At 72.0% G+C, this 18,479-nt stretch carries 20 protein-coding genes; 9 read left to right on the top strand and 11 right to left on the bottom strand.

Translation table 11 applies throughout. The features are described from left to right. Nucleotide 1: 1 nt before the first annotated feature. Both ACFHVL_RS21990 and ACFHVL_RS21985 read right to left on the bottom strand, forming a co-directional pair. The gene (locus tag ACFHVL_RS21990; RefSeq protein ID WP_416630291.1) at nucleotides 2-712 is read right to left on the bottom strand and encodes a DNA alkylation repair protein; all 711 of its coding nucleotides are present in this window, start codon (nucleotides 710-712) and stop codon (nucleotides 2-4) included. A gap of 40 nt (nucleotides 713-752) precedes the next feature. Then, on the bottom strand, nucleotides 753-1,823 hold the full coding sequence (locus tag ACFHVL_RS21985) for a TRM11 family SAM-dependent methyltransferase (RefSeq protein WP_416630290.1): 1,071 nt from the start codon (nucleotides 1,821-1,823) through the stop codon (nucleotides 753-755). A gap of 92 nt (nucleotides 1,824-1,915) precedes the next feature. On the opposite strand from ACFHVL_RS21985, the gene ACFHVL_RS21980 reads away from it, so the two are divergent. Both ACFHVL_RS21980 and ACFHVL_RS21975 read left to right on the top strand, forming a co-directional pair. Beyond that, on the top strand, nucleotides 1,916-2,164 hold the full coding sequence (locus ACFHVL_RS21980) for a DUF5522 domain-containing protein (protein ID WP_416630289.1): 249 nt from the start codon (nucleotides 1,916-1,918) through the stop codon (nucleotides 2,162-2,164). Nucleotides 2,165-2,288: 124 nt separating this feature from the next. Next, the gene (locus ACFHVL_RS21975) at nucleotides 2,289-2,915 is read left to right on the top strand and encodes a hypothetical protein (protein WP_416630288.1); all 627 of its coding nucleotides are present in this window, start codon (nucleotides 2,289-2,291) and stop codon (nucleotides 2,913-2,915) included. 124 nt (nucleotides 2,916-3,039) lie between these two features. On the opposite strand, the gene ACFHVL_RS21970 is transcribed toward ACFHVL_RS21975, so the two are convergent. After that, nucleotides 3,040-3,765, bottom strand: a complete 726-nt coding sequence (locus ACFHVL_RS21970; RefSeq protein WP_416630287.1) for a metal-dependent transcriptional regulator — start codon at nucleotides 3,763-3,765, stop codon at nucleotides 3,040-3,042. Nucleotides 3,766-3,854: 89 nt separating this feature from the next. On the opposite strand from ACFHVL_RS21970, the gene ACFHVL_RS21965 reads away from it, so the two are divergent. The 3 genes from ACFHVL_RS21965 to ACFHVL_RS21955 are packed head-to-tail and all read left to right on the top strand — an operon-like array spanning nucleotide 3,855 to nucleotide 8,594. Beyond that, a complete protein-coding gene (locus tag ACFHVL_RS21965) occupies nucleotides 3,855-4,709 on the top strand; it encodes a sulfurtransferase (protein ID WP_416630286.1) in 855 nt (284 codons plus the stop codon). Nucleotides 4,710-4,713: 4 nt separating this feature from the next. Further along, nucleotides 4,714-5,937, top strand: a complete 1,224-nt coding sequence (locus tag ACFHVL_RS21960; RefSeq protein ID WP_416630284.1) for an acetoin utilization protein AcuC — start codon at nucleotides 4,714-4,716, stop codon at nucleotides 5,935-5,937. Nucleotides 5,938-5,939: 2 nt separating this feature from the next. Then, nucleotides 5,940-8,594 carry a GNAT family N-acetyltransferase gene (locus ACFHVL_RS21955; protein WP_416630282.1) on the top strand — a complete coding sequence of 885 codons (2,655 nt, stop codon included), beginning with the start codon at nucleotides 5,940-5,942 and terminating at the stop codon, nucleotides 8,592-8,594. A gap of 135 nt (nucleotides 8,595-8,729) precedes the next feature. Here the strand turns inward: ACFHVL_RS21955 and sigB are convergent, their stop codons facing one another. The 3 genes from sigB to ACFHVL_RS21940 form a co-directional block, all read right to left on the bottom strand. Continuing rightward, nucleotides 8,730-9,719 (bottom strand): RNA polymerase sigma factor SigB, encoded by a 990-nt coding sequence (sigB, locus tag ACFHVL_RS21950; protein ID WP_416630312.1) that lies wholly within the window; start codon nucleotides 9,717-9,719, stop codon nucleotides 8,730-8,732. 203 nt (nucleotides 9,720-9,922) lie between these two features. Continuing rightward, entirely contained in the window at nucleotides 9,923-10,369 is a 447-nt protein-coding gene (gene dtd, locus ACFHVL_RS21945; protein ID WP_416630280.1) for a D-aminoacyl-tRNA deacylase, read from the bottom strand. A 13-nt stretch (nucleotides 10,370-10,382) separates the two neighbouring features. Further along, nucleotides 10,383-11,849 (bottom strand): methyltransferase, encoded by a 1,467-nt coding sequence (locus ACFHVL_RS21940; RefSeq protein WP_416630310.1) that lies wholly within the window; start codon nucleotides 11,847-11,849, stop codon nucleotides 10,383-10,385. A gap of 133 nt (nucleotides 11,850-11,982) precedes the next feature. Between ACFHVL_RS21940 and ACFHVL_RS21935 the strand changes: the two genes are divergently transcribed. Together ACFHVL_RS21935 and ACFHVL_RS21930 are read left to right on the top strand one after the other, a co-directional pair. After that, the gene (locus ACFHVL_RS21935) at nucleotides 11,983-12,558 is read left to right on the top strand and encodes an HhH-GPD-type base excision DNA repair protein (protein WP_416630279.1); all 576 of its coding nucleotides are present in this window, start codon (nucleotides 11,983-11,985) and stop codon (nucleotides 12,556-12,558) included. A gap of 24 nt (nucleotides 12,559-12,582) precedes the next feature. Next, complete coding sequence (locus ACFHVL_RS21930; RefSeq protein WP_416630278.1) at nucleotides 12,583-12,942, top strand: DUF3099 domain-containing protein; 360 nt, start codon at nucleotides 12,583-12,585, stop codon at nucleotides 12,940-12,942. Here the strand turns inward: ACFHVL_RS21930 and ACFHVL_RS21925 are convergent. Together ACFHVL_RS21925 and ACFHVL_RS21920 are read right to left on the bottom strand one after the other, a co-directional pair. Further along, on the bottom strand, nucleotides 12,923-13,885 hold the full coding sequence (locus ACFHVL_RS21925; RefSeq protein WP_416630277.1) for a carbohydrate kinase family protein: 963 nt from the start codon (nucleotides 13,883-13,885) through the stop codon (nucleotides 12,923-12,925). The genes ACFHVL_RS21930 and ACFHVL_RS21925 overlap by 20 nt on opposite strands. Further along, on the bottom strand, nucleotides 13,882-14,829 hold the full coding sequence (locus ACFHVL_RS21920; protein WP_416630276.1) for a pseudouridine-5'-phosphate glycosidase: 948 nt from the start codon (nucleotides 14,827-14,829) through the stop codon (nucleotides 13,882-13,884). The genes ACFHVL_RS21925 and ACFHVL_RS21920 overlap by 4 nt, the downstream gene beginning before the upstream one ends. A 91-nt stretch (nucleotides 14,830-14,920) precedes the next feature. Here ACFHVL_RS21920 and ACFHVL_RS21915 point away from each other — a divergent pair, with 91 nt between their 5' ends. Beyond that, complete coding sequence (locus tag ACFHVL_RS21915; protein WP_326554615.1) at nucleotides 14,921-15,139, top strand: DUF3039 domain-containing protein; 219 nt, start codon at nucleotides 14,921-14,923, stop codon at nucleotides 15,137-15,139. A gap of 48 nt (nucleotides 15,140-15,187) precedes the next feature. Continuing rightward, entirely contained in the window at nucleotides 15,188-16,936 is a 1,749-nt protein-coding gene (locus ACFHVL_RS21910; protein WP_416630275.1) for a DEAD/DEAH box helicase, read from the top strand. A 48-nt stretch (nucleotides 16,937-16,984) separates the two neighbouring features. On the opposite strand, the gene ACFHVL_RS21905 is transcribed toward ACFHVL_RS21910, so the two are convergent. The 3 genes from ACFHVL_RS21905 to ACFHVL_RS21895 all read right to left on the bottom strand — a co-directional run bounded on the left by ACFHVL_RS21905 (nucleotide 16,985) and on the right by ACFHVL_RS21895 (nucleotide 18,373). Then, nucleotides 16,985-17,485 (bottom strand): SRPBCC family protein, encoded by a 501-nt coding sequence (locus ACFHVL_RS21905; protein WP_416630273.1) that lies wholly within the window; start codon nucleotides 17,483-17,485, stop codon nucleotides 16,985-16,987. Beyond that, nucleotides 17,485-17,889 (bottom strand): ArsR/SmtB family transcription factor, encoded by a 405-nt coding sequence (locus ACFHVL_RS21900; RefSeq protein ID WP_416630271.1) that lies wholly within the window; start codon nucleotides 17,887-17,889, stop codon nucleotides 17,485-17,487. The genes ACFHVL_RS21905 and ACFHVL_RS21900 overlap by 1 nt, the downstream gene beginning before the upstream one ends. A 253-nt stretch (nucleotides 17,890-18,142) precedes the next feature. Beyond that, a complete protein-coding gene (locus ACFHVL_RS21895) occupies nucleotides 18,143-18,373 on the bottom strand; it encodes a DUF7455 domain-containing protein (protein ID WP_326554611.1) in 231 nt (76 codons plus the stop codon). Nucleotides 18,374-18,479: the final 106 nt, after the last annotated feature.

Below are 18,479 nucleotides of genomic sequence, written 5' to 3'. Positions count from 1 at the left end.
GTCAGGCCGTGCCGGCGAGGTACGCCGCGCGGCGCTGCGGTTCGAACTTCTCGATGGCGTAGCGCAGCATCACCCTCGGCATGTCCCGTTGGTGCCGGGTGAGGAACGCCTCGGCCACCGTACGGTCGCGGTTGCCGACCTCGCGCAGCATCCAGCCCACCGCCTTGTGGATCAGGTCGTGCGGGTCATGCAGCAGGCGCTGCGCCAGCCGCAACGTCCAGTCGAAGTCCCCGGCCCGGATGAAGGCGAACGTTGCGGTGATCGCGATCCGCCGGTCCCAGACCAGCCCCGAGGCGGCCAGCCGGTCCAGTACGGCGCGGTCCTTGTCCAACAGCCACGGGCCGACGATGTACGGGGCGCACGAGTCCACCAGGTCCCAGTTGTCGATCCGGTCGGTGTGCGCCAGCACGGTGTCGAAGACGGCGGCCCGCTCCCGCTCGTCGCCCTTGGTGAACCTGCGCACCAGGATGAAGATCGCGGTCAGCCGCTCCTCGTGCACGTCGCCGGTCAGCAGCCGCGTCGTCTCGGCCAGCGACAGGTCACGCCAGTACCGACCGGCCACTCGACGCAGGTCCGGCGCCGGTACGCCGAGCGCCCGGTCGCCCTCGCCGTACCCGCCGGGTTTGATCTGCAGGAACCGGTGCGTCTGCTCGGCGCGACGTGGGTCGGCGAGGTCGGCGAGTGCCCGGCGGACATCGTCACAGGTGGCCATCGACCGACAATGTACCGTCGCCGGGAGCCGGCCAGCGCCGCTACGGGCGGCGGGCGACGATCAGATCGCGGACGATCGCCTGATCGACCCGGTGCGCGAACCCGGCGTACCCCGGACCGTCGGCTACCTCCAGACCTGCCTTGACCAGCAGGGCGGCCAGATCATCGCGGGCGGCGACCAGGGTGTTCCAGGAGATCCCCACTGCCCCGCTGGGGCGCAGCAGCGCCACCCACACCGGCAGCGCCTCGGCCAGCAGACCCAGCGGATCGCGGGTCAACCGGTCCGCCTGACCGCGGGTGCCGTGCGCCACCCCGTACGGCGCGTCAGTGACGATCGCGTCGAAGCTGCCGGCGCGGAAGAAGTCCCGGCCGCGCCGGGTGTCGGCGTGCACCATCGTCAGATCCAGGGTGCGCCCCGACTTGTGGTCCTCCTTGTTGGCCGCCAGCGTGATCGCCAGTCGTCGGCCCAACTGGGTCCGGTTGCGCCGCACCTGAGCGATCTCCGACGAGTGCTTGAGCCGCTTGTGCTTCAACCAGGTACGGATGAAGTTGGCGTACACCTCGAAGTCCTTGCCGTCTATCTCCACCCCGGCGGCGTGCCAGCCGTACATCATCGCCTGGTTGAGCGTGGTGCCCCGGCCGCACATCGGATCGAGGACCCGCAGCGGCGGTGAGTCCGGGCCGAGCGGGTCGGCCACCGTGCCGGACCGGCCGGCACCGGCCGAGCCGGTGGCCGCCAGAGCGGTGACGTTCAGCAGCAGCTTGGTGAACTGCTCGTTGGTCTTCCCGGCGTACTTCGGGATGGTGATCAGGTCGCTGTCGAAGCGGTCCCGGCCGGCCGCCGCGACCGGCCGCAGCAGGTCACCCTCGCGGGCGAAGAAGGCGTACCGGGCGGAGAGGTTGGCCAGCGTCGACAGGTCCCGGTCGGTCAGCTCGTCGCCGGTGAAGCACACGTACGGCAGCCCGCCGATCACGGTGGTCCCGACGTCGGTCAGTCGTCCGCCGAACGCCAGGTCGCTGAAGACCGCCAACTCGGCGGCGGCCAGCTCGACGGCGGACTCGGCGTACACCCGGTTCGCCGACGGGTGGATCAGCAGGGCGTACTCGGTCATTCGTTGGTCCGTTCAAGGTCGGTGGCCGCGCGGCACGGCGCGATGGGACCCACGAGTGGTACCACACCGGCCGGCTGCGTATGGTCACCGCCATGGCAGCCAAGCGGGGGCGGCGCCTGCCGTTGGCGGACCGACCGCTCACCGAGCCGCATCCGGCCCGGCTGCCGGCCGCGCATCCGCGCCGGGCGGCGATCCTGGCGGCGCACACGACGGCGCTCGACTCGGGTGACGCCGGCTATCTCGACCCGGGCACCGGACTGTTCGTGCTGACCGCGTCGTTCCTCGCCCGCCGGGGCACCTGCTGTGACCAGGGTTGCCGGCACTGTCCGTACCTGGCGTGATGATCCGGTGCGTGGTGCGGCGCGCGGGCCCGCAGAGTGGCGGACTTTCGCGGCAACGGCGAAAGCCGTACGGTGTGCAACGGACAATCCGCCTTTTCGACCGGCCTGACCCGTGGAGGTCACTGTGGGCGTTCGGCTGCGTCTGCCTGGTCGGCTGCGCGTGTGCGCCGTCGGCATGATTCTGCTGCTGGCCGCCGGATGCTCCAACGAGGCGGCGGCCACCGAACCCGGCGCAACCGCCTCGGATGGCCCGGTCAGCCCGTCGCCGAGTCCGGTCGAGCCGTACCCGGCGGTGCCCCGCCCGCCCGCCGCCGAGGCAGGTGGCGCGTGTGAGATGTTCGACTTCGACGTCGTCGAGCAGACCGTCGGCTTCCGGTTCGAGGTGGCGGCGGCCAGCACGCACGAGAAGACGCAGTCGTGTCTGCTGCGGCCGGACGAGGAGCCGTTGCCGGACCTGATGGTGTCCATCTCGGACACGAAGGCGAGCGCGGCGGTGTTCGCCGACGACGTCGCTCCGGTGGGGGCCAAGAAGATCGAGAATCTTGGCAAGGCCGCCTACTGGGTCCCGCTCAAACCGGACCCCGACACCGGGTACGGGGCGGCGCTGGAAGTCAACTGGATCACGGCGGATCCGAAGTCGCTCAGCCTTCGTTGGACGTTCGCGCCCGGCGACGACGAGCTTTCCGCGGTCGAACTCGCGCCGAAAATGGTGGAACTGGCCCGTGTGGTGCACGAAAACCGCAAGAAGTGATCAGTCAATTGCGGAAAGTGAATAAGTGGTCGCGAAGAAGCGAACCAGCCGGCGGTTTTCGCCGCCGGCCACCGCGCGTGCTGAGCAGTCGTACTCGCTGACAGGTCTTGCTGACTGAGGTCGTTCAGGCCGGGGCGCCGGCGAGCGAACGACCGTGATCGGCGGCCGCGACGAACACCCGGGAGGCGACCTCGCGTGGCAGATGGATCCGCTCCCCGGACCGGTCGATGGTCACCCCGTCGCGTTCCTGGGCCACGGTGACCGTCGCGCCCGGGTCCACGCCGGCCGAGTGCAGCTGGCGGAGTACGTCGGCGTTGGTCTGCACGCTTTCGCAGATCCGCCGCACCACGACCGTCCCGGTCAGCCCGGGAAAGGCCAGGTTGCGTTCGGTCTCCGGGCCGATCTCCGGATCCGCGAGGACCGCCGGTCCGTCGCCGAACGCGTCCAGGCCGGGGATCGGGTTGCCGTACGGCGACCGGGTCGGCCGGTTGAGCAGGTCGTAGACCTTCTTCTCGACCGCATCGCTCATCACGTGCTCCCACCGGCAGGCCTCTTCGTGGGCCTCCTCGTAGGGCATGCCGATGACGTTGACCAGCAGGAGCTCGGCCAGTCGGTGCTTGCGCATCACCGACACCGCCTGCGCCCGGCCGGCGTCGGTGAGCCGCAGGTGGCGGTCGTCCTCGATGGTGAGCAGTCCGTCGCGCTCCATCCGGGCGACCGTCTGGCTGACGGTGGGACCGCTCTGATGCAACCGTTCGGCTATCCGGGCGCGCAATGGCGCCACCGACTCCTCTTCGAGCTCAAGAATGGTGCGCAGATACATCTCAGTGGTATCGACAAGATCATTCACGGTCTGCTGCCCTCCAGTGTTCAATGTTACCCTGCAATGCCGATAACCAGCCGTATCGGACGCGTGGTAGCGGACAGGCGCGGGCCGGCATGGTGTTGACTGGGCCGGTGTTCCTCGCCGATGACCCTACCGTCGCCGTATCCGATCTCGCCGCCGCGCTCACCGGCACACCGCCGACGGTGCTCGACGTCCGCTGGCGGCTGACCGGCCCACCGGGGCGCGCCGACTACGCCGTCGGGCACCTGCCGGGGGCCGTCTTCGTCGACCTGGAGACCGAACTCTGCGGTCCACCCGGCGCCGGCGGCCGGCACCCGCTGCCGGATCCGGGCGCGCTGCAGTCCGTTCTGCGGGCCGCCGGCGTGCGGGCGGACCACCCGGTGGTCGTCTACGACGCCGGTGACGGTGCCGCCGCCGCCCGCGCCTGGTGGACCCTGCGCTGGGCCGGGCACCGGCCGACCTGGGTACTCGACGGCGGCTACCCGGCCTGGCTCGCCGCCGGCGGATCCGTGACCGCCGAGGTGCCGACGCCGCCGACCGGCGACATCACCGTACGGCCGGGCGGCCTGCCGGTGCTCGACGCCACCGCGGCCAGCCGACTGCCCGAAGGTGGCGGGTTGCTGATCGACGTACGCGCCCCGGAGCGCTTCCATGGCGAGCGGGAGCCGGTCGACCCGGTCGCCGGTCACATCCCGGGCGCGGTCAACCTGCCGACCACCCAGCACCTCGACAGCACCGGTCGGCTGCGCGACGCCAACGCGGTGCGGGACAGGTTCGCCGCGGTCGGGCTGCGTCCCGACGCCGCGGTCGCGGCGTACTGCGGGTCCGGGGTCACCGCCGCGCACACGGTGCTCGCGCTGCATCGCGCCGGCCGCACCGACGCGGCGCTCTACGTCGGTTCCTGGAGTGAGTGGATCACCGATCCGGACCGGCCCGTGCAACGATGACCAGATGCCGGAGGCGACGGGCGAGATGACGGGCGGGGCGGGCCAGGGGGCGGACGCGACGCTGGTCGTCTGGGACGAACGCCTGCTGGCGTACGACCTGGGTGACCATCCGTTGGACCCGGTACGGGTCGAGTTGACCATCGCGCTGGCCCGCGAGTTCGGTCTGCTGGACCGGGCCGGGGTCCGCCTGTTCACGCCGGAGCCGGCCGACGACGCGGCGCTGACCCGGGTGCACCGGCCCGACTACCTCGACGCCGTCCGGGTCGCCCACGAGGATCCGTTCTTCTCCGGGTACGGCCTGGGCACCCCCGACAATCCGACGTTCGCCGGGATGCACGAGGCCAGCGCGCTGGTCGCCGGGGCCACGATGGCCGCCGCCGAGGCGGTCTGGCGCGGTGACGCCCGCCGGGCGGTCAACGTCTCCGGCGGGCTGCACCACGCGATGGCGGACCGGGCCGCCGGCTTCTGTGTCTACAACGATCCGGCGGTCGCGATCGCCCGCCTGCTCGACCTGGGCGCCGAGCGGGTCGCGTACGTCGACATCGACGTTCATCATGGCGACGGGGTGCAGGAGATCTTCTACGACGACCCCCGGGTGCTCACCATCAGCCTGCACGAGACCCCGCTGGCGTTGTTCCCCGGCACCGGATTCCCCGACGAGGTCGGCGGTCCGGCGGCGCAGGGCGGCGCGGCCAACGTGGCGCTGCCCTCGGGCACCGGCGACGCCGGCTGGTTGCGCGCCTTCCACGCGGTGGTGCCGTCGCTGCTGCGCGCCTTCGGACCCCAGCTGCTGGTCACCCAGTGCGGTGCCGACGCCCACCGGCTCGATCCGCTGGCCGACCTCGGGCTGAGCGTCGACGGCCAGCGGGCCGCGTACCTGGCGCTGCGTGCCCTCGCCGACGAGCTGTGCGACGGGCGGTGGGTGGCCACCGGCGGCGGCGGGTACGCCCTCGTCGAGGTGGTGCCCCGGGCCTGGACCCACCTGCTGGCGGTGGCCGTCGGCGCGCCGCTGCACCCGGCGACGCTGACCCCGCCGCGTTGGCGTGCGCTCGCCGCCGCCCGCTGCCCCGGCCGGCCGGTCCCGCTGCGGATGACCGACGACGTCGACCCGGACTTCGTGCCCTGGCAACCAGGCGGCGACCCCGACCCGGTGGACCGGGCGATCCTGGCGACCCGCAAAGCGGTGTTCCCGCTGCACGGACTCGACCCGCACGACCCCCGGGACTGACCGTGGATCCGTCGACCGCGGACCGCCCGGGTGCCGACCGCTCGGCCGACGTGCTGTTGCGCGACGGCACCACCGTCCACCTGCGGCAGATCCGCCCGGACGACGCCGACGCCGTCGTCGCCATGCACGCCCGGTTCTCCGAACGCACCCGCTACCTGCGCTACTTCTCCCCGTACCCGCGAATCCCCGAACGCGACCTGCAACGGTTCGTCAACGTCGACCACCGCGACCGGGAAGCGTTCGTGGTGATCTCCGGTGACCGAATCTTCGCGGTCGGCCGCTACGACCGGCTGGGCGCCGGCTCTACCGAGGCCGAGGTCGCGTTCGTGGTGGAGGACGCCCACCAGGGCCGGGGTGTCGGCTCGGTGCTGCTGGAGCATCTTGCCGCGGCGGCCCGGGCCGACGGCATCGAGTCGTTCGTCGCCGAGGTGCTGCCGGCGAACGCGCCGATGCTGCGGGTCTTCGCCGACGCCGGATACCAGGTCCGTCGCCGCTACGCCGACGGGGTGGTGCACCTCAGCTTCCCGATCGCGCCCACCGACGCGTCCCTGCAGGTGCAGTGGAGCCGGGAACACAGCGCCGAGTCCCGCTCGATCGCCCGACTGCTGACCCCGCGTGGCGTCGCCGTCTACGGAGCCAGCGCCACCGGGCAGGGCGTCGGCGCCGCCGTCCTCGGGCACCTTCGGGACGGCGGCTTCACCGGCGACATCGTCGGCGTACACCCCGTGGCGGACCGGATCGGCGGACTGCCGGCGTACCGCCGAGCCGCCGACGCCGGCATCCCGGTGGATCTGGCCGTCGTCGCGGTCACCCCGGACGCGGTGCCGGCCGTGGTCGCCGACGCGGCCGCCGCCGGGGCACGCGGCGTGGTCGTCATCTCCGCAGGCTTCGCCGAGACCGGGCCGGCCGGGGCGGCCGCGCAGCGCGAGCTGATCCGGACCGCGCACGTCGCCGGGCTGCGGGTGGTCGGCCCGAACTGTCTCGGGGTGGCGAACACCGACCCCCGGGTACGGCTCAACGCCACGCTCGCCCCGCAGCTGCCGCCGGCCGGGCGGGTCGGCTTCTTCAGTCAGTCCGGGGCGCTGGGTGTCGCGTTGCTCGCCGAGGCGGACCGGCGGGGGCTCGGGCTGTCGTCGTTCGTGTCCGCCGGCAACCGGGCCGACGTCTCCGGCAACGACCTGCTGCAGTACTGGCAGGACGATCCGGGCACCGATGTCGTCCTGCTCTACCTGGAGACGTTCGGCAACCCGCGCAAGTTCGCCCGGCTGACCCGGCGGATCGGGCGGACGAAGCCGGTGGTGGCGCTGGCCTCGGCGGCCCGTCGGGCGACCGTGCAAGAAAGGGATTCCGTGCCCGCGGCGCAGACCGGGGAGAATCCCGTGCCCGCGGCGCAGACCGGGGAGGTCGCCGCACCTGCGGTAGGGCCGGACGCTGGGGCAGTGACCCGGCTGTTCGCCCAGTCCGGCGTGATCCGGGTGGACACCGTCGCGGAGATGTTCGACGTCGGCACCCTGCTGGCGAACCAGCCGTTGCCGGTCGGCCGACGGGTCGCGGTGGTGGGCAACTCGTCGGCGTTGGCCACCCTCGCGGCGGCGGCCTGCCAGGCGCACCGGCTCACCGTCGCCACCGGCTATCCGCGAACGGTCGCGCCGGAGGCCGGCGCGCACGACTTCGCCGACATGCTCGCCGACGCTGCGGTCGACGTCGGAGTCGACGCGCTCGTGGTGGTGTTCGCCCCGCCGCTGCCCGGTCAGCTGGCCGACGAGGACGCCGACTTCACCTCGGCCCTTGCCAGCGTGGCGCTCGCCGGCGACAAGCCGACCGTGGCGACCCTGCTGGTCGGCCTGCCGCCGGCCGGGGTGCCGACGTACCCGTCGGTGGAGGAGTCGGTGCGGGCGCTGGCCCGGGTCGCTGACTACGCCGACTGGCTGCGGGAACCACCCGGTACGGTGCCGCAACTGGCCAAGATCGATCCGGCGGCTGCCGCCGCGGTGCTGGCCGTCGAGCCGGTCGACCCGGCAGCCCTGCTCGCCGCGTACGGCGTCGAGGTGCTCGGCTCGGTGCCGGCGGCCTCGGCTGACGAGGCGGTGGCGGTCGCCCGGGAGTTGGGTCTCCCGGTGGTGATCAAAGCGGCCGACGACGGGCTTCGGCACCGGCTGGATCTCGGTGCGGTACGCCTCGATCTGGCCAGCGCGGCCGCCGTCGAGCAGGCGTACCGGGAGATCTCCGAACAGTTCGGGCGGCAGGTGCTGGTCCAACGGGCGGTGGCCCCCGGGGTGGCCTGTGTCGTCGAGATGGTGACCGATCCGACGTTCGGCCCGGTGGTCGGGTTCGGTCTGGGTGGCGTGGCGACGGATCTGCTCGGCGACCGGGCCTGGCGGACCGCGCCGTTGACCAACCGCGACGCGGCCGAACTGGTCGACGAGCCACGGGCGGCACCGCTGCTGCGCGGCTACCGGGGCGCCGGATCGGTCGATCGGGATGCCCTGGCCGACCTGCTGGTCCGGATCGGTCGGCTCGCCGACGAGCAGCCACGGATCCACCGGCTGCGGCTGAACCCGGTGCTGGCCCGCCCGGGCGGGCTGACGGTACTGCACGCCAGCGTCCGTCTCGGGCCATCCGGGGCCCGGCCGGACACCGGCCCGCGTCAGCTCTGACCGGCACCGGTCAGAGCTGACCACCGGCGGCTGGTCGGTGTCGTGACACATCTCGGTGTCGCGACCCATCCGACCAGCCGCCGCCCCCTGTGGTCGGCCGGCACCCCCCGGTGGCCTGCCGGCGCCCCCGTGCGGTCAGCCGGTGTACACCTCCAGGCGTTGGGCGCGCGACGGGTCCCGCAGCTTGAGCAACGTGACCTTCTCGATCTGCCGGATCCGCTCCCGGGAGAGCCCGAACTCCCGGCCGACCTCGTCGAGCGTGCGCTGCCGGCCGTCGTCGAGCCCGAACCGCAACCGGATGACCGCCTGTTCGCGCTGGGACAGTGTGGACAGGACGATCTCCACTTCGTTGCGCAGCCTGCCATCGGACGCGGACTGGCCGCTCTGCTGCCGTGGGTCGACCGCCGCGACGAAGTCACCGAGAGCGCTTTCGCCGTCCTCGCCGACCGCCTGGTCCAGGCTGACCGGCTCCCGGTCGTAGGAGATGAGCTCGATCACCTGGAATTCGGGCACTGTCATGTTGGCGGCGATCTCCGTGATCGTCGGCTCCCGGCCGAGCGTGACGGCGAGTTCACGGCGTGCCCGGACCATCCGGTTGACCTGCTCGACCATGTGCACCGGAATGCGGATGGTGCGGGCCTGGTCGGCCATGGCGCGGGTGATGGCCTGGCGGATCCACCAGGTTGCGTAGGTGGAGAACTTGTAGCCCTTGGTGTAGTCGAACTTCTCGACCGCGCGGATCAGGCCGAGGTTGCCTTCCTGGATGAGGTCGAGGAAGGCCATCCCCCGCCCGGTGTAGCGCTTCGCGATGCTGACGACCAGCCGCAGGTTCGCCTCCAGCAGGTGATCCTTGGCGGCGCGGCCCTCAGCGGCGATGGTGGTGAGATCGGCGCGGACCCGTGCGGAGCGCCGGCCGGCGATGGCGAGCTTCTCCTCGGCGTACAGCCCGGCTTCGATCCGCTTGGCCAGCTCGACCTCCTGGGCGGCGGTGAGTAGCTTGGTGCGTCCGATCCCGTTCAGATATGCGCGGACCAGGTCGGCGGACGCGCCGCGGTCATCGGTGGCGTCAAGATCGTGCTGACCGTCGTCGGTGACCTGGACGGTGGTGTCGGTGCCGTCTTCGATGGTGCGTGTGACCACTCTCAGTCGCCTCCCCGCGTCGACAAGTGGTAGGCCAGTGACGGAGCGCCGCTGGTGAAGACAAGCTTGGCGGTTTGGGCGTGAAGTCACGGTGAGGCGGGCGCGAGGTGGCATGAATCCGGGACATTCATGGATGCGGCGCGGCAGTCTGGTCGCTGAACGTGACGCTCTGACGGCGTAGCGGGGTGTCAGAGCTCCAGGAGGATGGTCTGCGGTCCCACGTTGACGCTCTCCACCAGCATGTGCGCCCGGAATCGTCCAGTGTGTACCGAGGCGCCCCGGGTGGTCAGCGCGTCGACGAAGGCGCCCACCAGCGGCTCGGCGACCTCGGCGGGGGCGGCCGCCGACCAGCTCGGCCGGCGTCCCTTGCGGGCGTCGCCGTAGAGCGTGAACTGACTGACCACCAGGATCGGTGCCTCGAGCTGCGCGGCGGAGCGTTCGGCGGTGTCGTCGCCGGCCGGGTCCGGCGGAAAGATGCGCAGCTCGTGCACCTTGCGGGCCAGCTCGGCCGCCACCGTGGCGCTGTCGGAGTGGGTCACCCCGAGCAACACCAGCAGCCCCGGCCCGATCCCGGCGATGATCTGGTCGTCGACCGTGACCGAGGCTCGGCTGACTGTCTGCACCACCGCCCGCATGCCGATCAGCCTGTCACACCGGCCGCAGGATGCCTCGCTCGACCAGCCGGCCGACGATCGGCGCGGCGGCATCGACCAGATCGCTTTCCGGTACGTCGTGCGCGGTGGCCAGCAGCGTCACCTGGTCGCGCATCGCCATCGCGCCGTCGCACCCGCCGATCAGGGCGAGCACCAGCGGATCGATCTCCTCGGACCAGCGCAGTCCGTCGGTCATCGTGACGGTTTGCCGGTCCACCGCCCAGCCGTCCTCGCCGATACTGGCTTCCTGCCGCAGCCGCAGCCCGTCCGCAGCCCGGTACCGCGCCGCGAGCAGGCCGGCGTCGTCGCGGGCCCGGAGCCAGTCCTGACGGGAGAACCACTCGTCGACCCGTTCGCTCAACGGCGGCGTCACCTGCTGGCGCAGTTCCTCGACCCGGACCACCGGGTCGGAGTGTCCGGAGCGGCGTAGCGTGACCAGACCGAAACCGACCGCTTCGACCTTCTGTGCGTCGAACCAGTCGAGCCAGGCGGCGGCCCGGTGCGCGTCGGGCCCCTCGCTCGCGTCGGCCAGCCACAGGTTCACGTAGGAGACCGGGTCGGCCACCTCGCGCTGGATCACCCACGCGTCGAGGCCGGTGCCGGTGAGCCAACCCGCGACCCGTTCGGCCCAGTCCTCGCCGGCGACGTGCAGCCAGTTCGCCAGATAGTGCATGGTGCCGCCGTCGGTCAACAGATCGTCGGCGGCGGCCGCGAGCTCGGCGCAGACACCGTCGCCGATCCGCCCCGAGTCACGGTAGACATGGGTGGCGGTGCCGGGACCGACCACGAACGGCGGGTTGCTGACCACGAGGTCGAAGCGGCGTCCGGCCACCGGCGCGGCCAGGTCGCCGTGCAGCAGTTCCCAGCGTTGCCCGCTGAGCGCCGCAGTGGTGGCGGCGAAGCGTAGCGCGCGGGCGGACAAATCGGTCGCGGTGACGCTGGCCGCGTGTCCGGCCAGCCACAGCGCCTGTACGCCACAGCCGGTGCCCAGGTCCAACGCGCTGCCGACCGGCCGTCGGCCAACCGCGTCAGCCAGGGTGGTCGACGAGCCGCCGACGCCGAGCACATGGTCGGCGGCGAGTGGCTGCCCGGCCCGCAAGTGCGCCGGCACGTCGGAGAACACCCACCAGTCATCGCCGTACGGCTCCAGGTCGACGCCCTGGCGCAGCCCTGGACCACCCAGGGCCGGCTCCACCAGCCCAGCGGCGAGCGCGTCGGCCAACGGCAGCGGTGCCAGCGCGGCGCTGACCGCAGCCGCTGATTCGGTCTGCGCGCAGATGAAGATCCGGATCAGGGTGTCGAGAGGATCACCGTCGCCGGTGCGGCGCAGCGCGGCGCGGTAGTCGTTGCGGGACACGGCGGCGGTGGCCTGCGGCCCGAGCCGCTCGGCAATGCCGGTCGAGGTGAACCGGGCCGTGGTCAGTGCGGTGCGGAGCCGGTCGATCCCGGCCGCGTCGAGCAACGCGGGGTACGTGGTGGTTTCGTCGGTCACGCTGCCATCCTGCCCGGTCGCGCAACTCGACCCGGCCCGGTCGGCCCATCGCCACGCGGGTGGCGTGCCGGCGGGCCGACGTCCGATCCGGCAAACTGGGTGTATGACACTGTCGCTGCCGATCGAGGCGGAGGCGAACGAGCTGCTGCGCCGCAGCCCGTTGGCGCTGCTCGTCGCGATGATCCTGGACCAGCAGGTGCCGCTGGAGCGGGCGTTCTCCGCACCGTACGACCTGACCCGGAGGCTGGGGCACGAGCCGGACGCCAGGGAGCTGGCCGACTTCGACCCCGAAAAGCTGATCGAGGTCTTCGCGCAGCGGCCGGCGCTGCACCGGTTCCCCAAGGCGATGGCGGCACGGGTGCAGCAGGTCTGCCGGATCGTGGTCGACCGGTACGCCGGCGACCCGGCCCGGATCTGGACCGAAGCTGCGGACGGAGCCGCCGCGCTGGCCCGGATCAGCGAGTTACCCGGGTTCGGCAAGCAGAAGGCGCAGATCTTCCTCGCCCTGCTCGGCAAGCGGTACGGCGTGGACCCGGCCGGCTGGCGGGAGGCGACCGGCGAGTACGGTCGCGAGGGGGCGCACGTCTCGGTGGCCGACATCGTCGACGAGGACTCCCTGGTACGGGTCCGCGAGCACAAGCAGCAAATGAAGGCGGCGGCCAAGGCCGCGAAGACATGAACGACGGCCAGGCGGGAGAACCCGGTGAGACGGACCGTTGACCGCCCGACGCTGATCACCGACGCCGGGCAGAGCCCGGGTGATCAGCTGCGGCACCGCCAGCGCCGGTACGTGGCCATGATGTCGGTCCGGATCGGTTGCCTGATCGTGGGCGCGGTGCTGGTCACGGTCGAGGCGCCGTTGCTCTGGCTCTGGCTGTCGATCTGCGGGGTCGGGATGATCCTGGTGCCCTGGCTGGCCGTCCTGCTTGCCAACGACGGCCCGCCCAAGGACCGGCACCGGAGAAACGACCAGTGGCACCGGCCGGGCGGCCAGGGGCCGTCGGCCGTCGGCGCGGTACCCGCCCCGACACCACCGGCGACGGTCATCGACGCGGAGCCCTGAACATCCCGGTCGGTCGCGCTCCTACCAGGCCCACGGCCGCGGCGCCCGCCCGAACCGCGTGCGCCAGCGCGTCCGCCGGATCGGGCCCGGTGGCCACACCGGGTGCCGTCGCCACCCAGGCCGCCAGCAGACCGGCGGCGAACGCGTCGCCGGCACCGGTCGGATCCACCACCGGCACCGGCTGCGCCGCTGCTTCGACCTGTCGGTGCGGACCGTGCCAGACGGCACCGGACGCGCCCCGCTTCACCACCAGCTGCCGGACCGGCCCGGGCTGGGGCAGCCCGTCGGCCAGCCCGAGCACCGCGGCCTCGTCGGCGTTGGCCAGCAGCAGGTCGGTGCCGCGTACCCAGTCGAGGAACTCCGGCGCGCCCGCCGCCCGCAGCGGAGCGGCCGAGGCCGCGTCGACGCTGGTCGACATCGCGCGCGTGCCGGCGGCGGCGAGCGCGTGGCGGGCCGCCTGGCGGGTCTGCCGCGACAGCAGGGGGTAGCCGGACAGGTGCAGATGCACCGCGTCGGGAAACCGCTGCAGCGCGTCGTCGACGTCGCGCGCCCGCAACGACAGGTTGGCCCCCCGGTCGGCGACCATCGACCGGTCGCCGCCGTGCGCCAACACGATGACGGTGCCGGTCGGGGCGGACGGGCACCGCCGTACCGCCAGGTCGACTCCGGCGTCGGTGAGCTCGGCGAGTCGCAGGCTGCCGACGTCGTCGTCGCCGACCGTCGCGACCAGCGTCACCGGTACGCCCAGCGCGGCCAGCCAGGCGGCGGTGTTGGCGGCCTGCCCGCCGCCGGTGAACCGGATGGCCGCCGGGGTGTCCGAGCCAGCGGCCACCGGGCCGCTGAGCACCGCCACCACGTCGGTCACCAGGTCGCCGACGACCAGCACCCGCCCCGGGGTCGCGCCGTCCGCTGGTCGACCCGGGTGCTGACCGGTGTCGCTCACCCGGCTTGGGCGGCGGCGACCGCGATGCGACCGGCGAGTTCGGCGTTGCGCAGGATGATCCGGACGTTCACCGCCAGGCTGGCGCCGCGGGTGGCGGAGTGGAAGTGGGCGAGCAGGAAGGGCGTCACCGCCTTGCCGGTGATGCCCGCCTCGGCCATCCGGGCCAGCCCGGTGGCCAGGGTGGCATCGTGCAGCGCCGGGTCCAGCTGCTCCTCGGGCGGCAGCGGGTTGGCCACCACCAGCGCGCCGTCGCCGACGCCGTGGCGGCGGCGGGCGTGGATGACCTCGGCGATCTGCTGCGCGGAGTCCAGCGACCAGTCGAGTGCGTACCCGCTGTCGGTGATGAAGAAGCCGGGGAATTGGTGGGACCGGAAGCCGGCCACCGCGACGCCGAGTGTCTCCAACCGTTCCAGGGTGGCCGCCACGTCCAGGATAGACTTGACCCCCGCGCAGACCACGGTGATCGGCGTACGGGCCAGGGTGACCAGGTCGGCCGACTCGTCGAAGGTCTGCGCCGCCTCCCGGTGCACCCCGCCGAGCCCGCCGGTGGCGAAGACGTCGATGCCCGCCGCGGCCGCCACCGCGCTGGTGGCGGCGACGGTCGTCGCCCCGTCCGCGCCGGTCGCGGCGGCCAGGGCCAGATCCCGGGCGGAGAGTTTGGCCACCGAGTCGGAGTCCGCGAGGTGACGGAGCTCCGTGTCGTCCAGGCCGACCACCAGGCGTCCGCCGATCATGCCGATGGTGGCTGGCACCGCGCCGGTGGCCCGGACCGTCGACTCGATCTCGCGGGCCACGCGCAGGTTGTCGGGACGGGGCAGCCCGTGTGCGATGATGGTGCTTTCCAGGGCGACGATGGCCCGTCCGTCCCGGCGGGCGTCGGCTACCTCGGCGCCGTACTGGATGTCGTAGTGCAACGGGCCGGTACGGCCTGCGTTATCAGCCATGATCACAACGGTACGGGGCGGACGGGCGTGCCGGACGGTGGACCCGTACGCCGCGAAATGCCAGACTCTCAGCCTGGAGGTGGGAGACGACGTGAGTACCGAGGTTCTTGAGCGTCCCGAGGTCAAGGATGCCGACACCGGTCCGGAGATGTTCCATTACGTCCGAAAAGAGAAGATCGCTGAGAGTGCCGTCATGGGCACCTTCGTGATCGCGCTCTGCGGCGAACGCTTCCCGGTCACCCGTACGCCAAAGCCCGGATCTCCGGTCTGCCCGCGCTGCAAGGAGATCTACGAGTCGATGGCTCGCTGAGCAGACGCCCGATCGGCCTTCGCGTCCACCGGCCGCGAGGGCCTTTTCATGGCCATCGAGAAAGGGGTACGCGTGCCGACCACCCTGCCGAGGGTCGACACGTTTCCGGCGCTGCGCGGTTGGCAGCGACGGGCACTGGTGGAGTACCTGCGGCGCCGGACCGAGGACTTCCTCGCGGTCGCGACGCCGGGTGCGGGCAAGACGACCTTCGCCCTGCGGATAGCGGCCGAGCTGCTCGCCGACGGGACCGTCGAAGCGGTGACCGTGGTCGCGCCCACCGAGCACCTGAAGACCCAGTGGGCGGTGGCGGCCGGACGGGTCGGCATCCAGCTCGACGCCGCGTTCCGCAACGCCGACCTGCACTCGTCGGCCGACTTCCACGGTGCGGTGGTGACCTACGCCCAGGTCGGGATGGCACCCCAGGTGCACCGGCGACGGACGATGACCCGGCGGACCCTGGTCATCCTCGACGAGATCCACCACGCCGGTGACTCACGGACGTGGGGCGACGGGATCAAGGCCGCCTTCGAGCCGGCGGTCCGCCGGCTGATGCTGACCGGTACCCCGTTCCGCTCCGACGACAACCCGATTCCGTTCGTCCGCTACGAGGCCGGCGGTGACGGGCTGCCCCGGTCGCGGGCGGACAGCACCTACGGCTACTCCGACGCGCTGCGCGACGGGGTGGTCCGGCCGGTGTTGTTCCTGGCGTACTCGGGGGAGACCCGGTGGCGGACCAGCGCCGGTGACGAACTGGCCGCCCGGCTGGGCGAACCGATGACCCAGGATCTGGTGGCGCAGGCCTGGCGCACCGCACTGGACCCGGCAGGGGACTGGATGCCGGCGGTGCTGCGGGCAGCCGACGCGCGACTCAGCGTACTGCGGGCGGGCGGAATGACCGACGCCGGCGGCCTGGCGATCGCCAGTGACCAGGCGGCGGCCCGTTCGTACGCCCGGTTGCTCGAGCGGATCACCGGTGAGAAGGCCGTGGTGGTCCTCTCCGACGACGCCGGTGCCTCGGCGCGCATCGCCTCGTTCGCCGATTCCACCCAACGGTGGCTGGTGGCGGTGCGGATGGTCTCCGAAGGGGTGGACATTCCCCGGTTGGCGGTGGGGGTCTACGCGACCAGTGCCTCCACCCCGCTGTACTTCGCCCAGGCGATCGGCCGGTTCGTCCGGGCCCGCCGCCCCGGCGAGACCGCGACGGTCTTCGTGCCCAGCGTGCCGCACCTGCTCGGGCTGGCCAGTGAGATGGAGGCCGAGCGCGACCACGTGCTGGGTGCGGCCAAGAAGCGCGAGGGCTTCGACGACGACCTGTTGGAGCGCGCCCAGCGCTCCGAGCAGGCGAGCGGGGAGCTGGAAAAGCGGTTCGAGGCGTTGTCGGCCACGGCCGAGCTCGACCAGGTGATCTTCGACGGCGCTTCGTTCGGCACCGGTGCGCAGGCCGGCACGGCCGAGGAGGAGGAGTACCTCGGGCTGCCTGGCCTGCTCACCGCCGACCAGGTCGCGACGTTGCTCAACCGCCGGCAGGCCGAACAGGTCGCCGCGCGGCGGCGGGACCGGTCGCCGGAGCAACCGGTGCCCGCCGCCCGCCAGCCGCAACGTCTGCCGACGGCAGGGGAGCGGCGGATCACGCTGCGTCGACAGCTCAACGCGCTGGTGGCCGCCCATCACCACCGGACCGGCCTGCCGCACGGCAAGATTCACGCCGAGCTGCGCCGCCGGTGCGGTGGTCCCCCGAGTGCGCAGGCGACCATCGAGCAGTTGGAGGAGCGGATCGCGATGGTGCAGTCGCTGTGAGCGGGAGTCGTCGCGTCCGCTGTGTCGCCGCCGACCACCGCCGGGCGGCTAGTGGCTCCCGTGTTCGGTGCCGAGTAGCTCGTCGAGCTTGTCGTATCCCTCGCGGACGCCGTGCTCCATCCCGCTAACCAGCATCTGGTCGCGGGCGGTCAGGGTCTCGACCAGCGACAGCACCGTGACGCGGGTCCCGCCGTCGGGCAGATCCTCGAACACGGCGGTCTCCAGGCTGACCCCGTCCGGGTAGCCGTCGTAGGTGAAGGTCTGCACGAGCCGTTCGGCCGGCCGCACCTCGTGGAACGATCCGTAGAAGCTGGCGATCTGCTGCCCGTCGCGCCAGTTCGTGTAGCGGTAGCCGCCACCGGTGCGGCCCTCCCAGCGCTCGATCCGCACCTGCAGGTTTCTGGGTCCGAGCCATCGGGCAGCCAGTTCCGGGTCGATCCAGGCGCGGAACACCCGGTCCCTCGGGGCGGCGAAGTCCCGGATGATGCGGATCGTCGGCAGGTCGGGGTCGACTTCGATCCGAGTCTGGTTGGTAGCGGTGCTGTTCATCACGCTGCTCCCTGTCGGTGCTGGTTGTCCGGGCCGTGGTTGGCAGGCCCCGCGTCGGGTACCCGTGTCGAGGCCAGGTTGTCGTCGTCCATCGCGGCGAGTACCGCGTCGAGCCGGCCGAACCGCTCCTCGGCCTGCCGGCGGTACCGCTCGATCCATCGCGTCATCAGGTCCAGGACCTCGGCTTCGAGGTGGCACGGGCGCCGTTGGGCGTCCCGGGTCTGGGTCACCAGGCCAGCGTCGGTGAGGACCTTGATGTGTTTGGAGACGGCCTGCACGGAGACGTCGTACGGTGCGGCCAGCTGGCTGACGGTGGCGTCCCCGGCGGCCAGCCGGGAGACGATGCCCCGCCGGGTCGGGTCGGCCAGCGCCGCGAAGACCCGGGACAGTTGATCCTCACTCACTCGGTGACCCCTCTTATTCAACAATCTGGTTGAAAACCAGGTTAGTCGAGACCGGGAAGGTTCACAACCAGTTTGTTGAACAGCCTGCTTCGCGCCGGCCGGCCGCAGGTCTTCTGGGCGGGCGGGACGCCAGGCATCACCGTCGACGGAGGCGTACGCCCGGCAGGCAGATCGACGGCAGACGGCCGCGGACACAGTTACGGCCGGGAGCCCAGTCTGGGCTCCCGGCCGTCGCTATTGGTGGTACGTGTCGTCAGTTGGCCATCAGATCGGCGCCACGCCAGGTGAACTCAGGGTCGGCCTTGAACTGGACCGCGATCTTCACCAGATCGTCGGCGTACTTGTTCGCGTGGTGTCCGCAGAACACCAGTTCACTGCCGCCCGCCAGGGTCACCCGTAGTTTGCCGGCCGCGTTGCACCGGTCGCACCGTTCATCGGCGCTTAGGACATCCACCGTCTCCGGAGGCGTGAGAGTCGGGGTCATCGCCTTCCTCCTCTGGTCGTCACCGATGAACACACTCTTCGGTCTGTCACCCATGGTCCAACACCAGCGGGGGTTCCCGCCTTCCCGATGTGCCCCCGGGGGACCG

This window comes from Micromonospora sp. LOL_023, assembly GCF_048060115.1.
Taxonomy (GTDB): domain Bacteria; phylum Actinomycetota; class Actinomycetes; order Mycobacteriales; family Micromonosporaceae; genus Micromonospora_E.
This window is presented reverse-complemented; position numbering and strand designations above follow the sequence as displayed.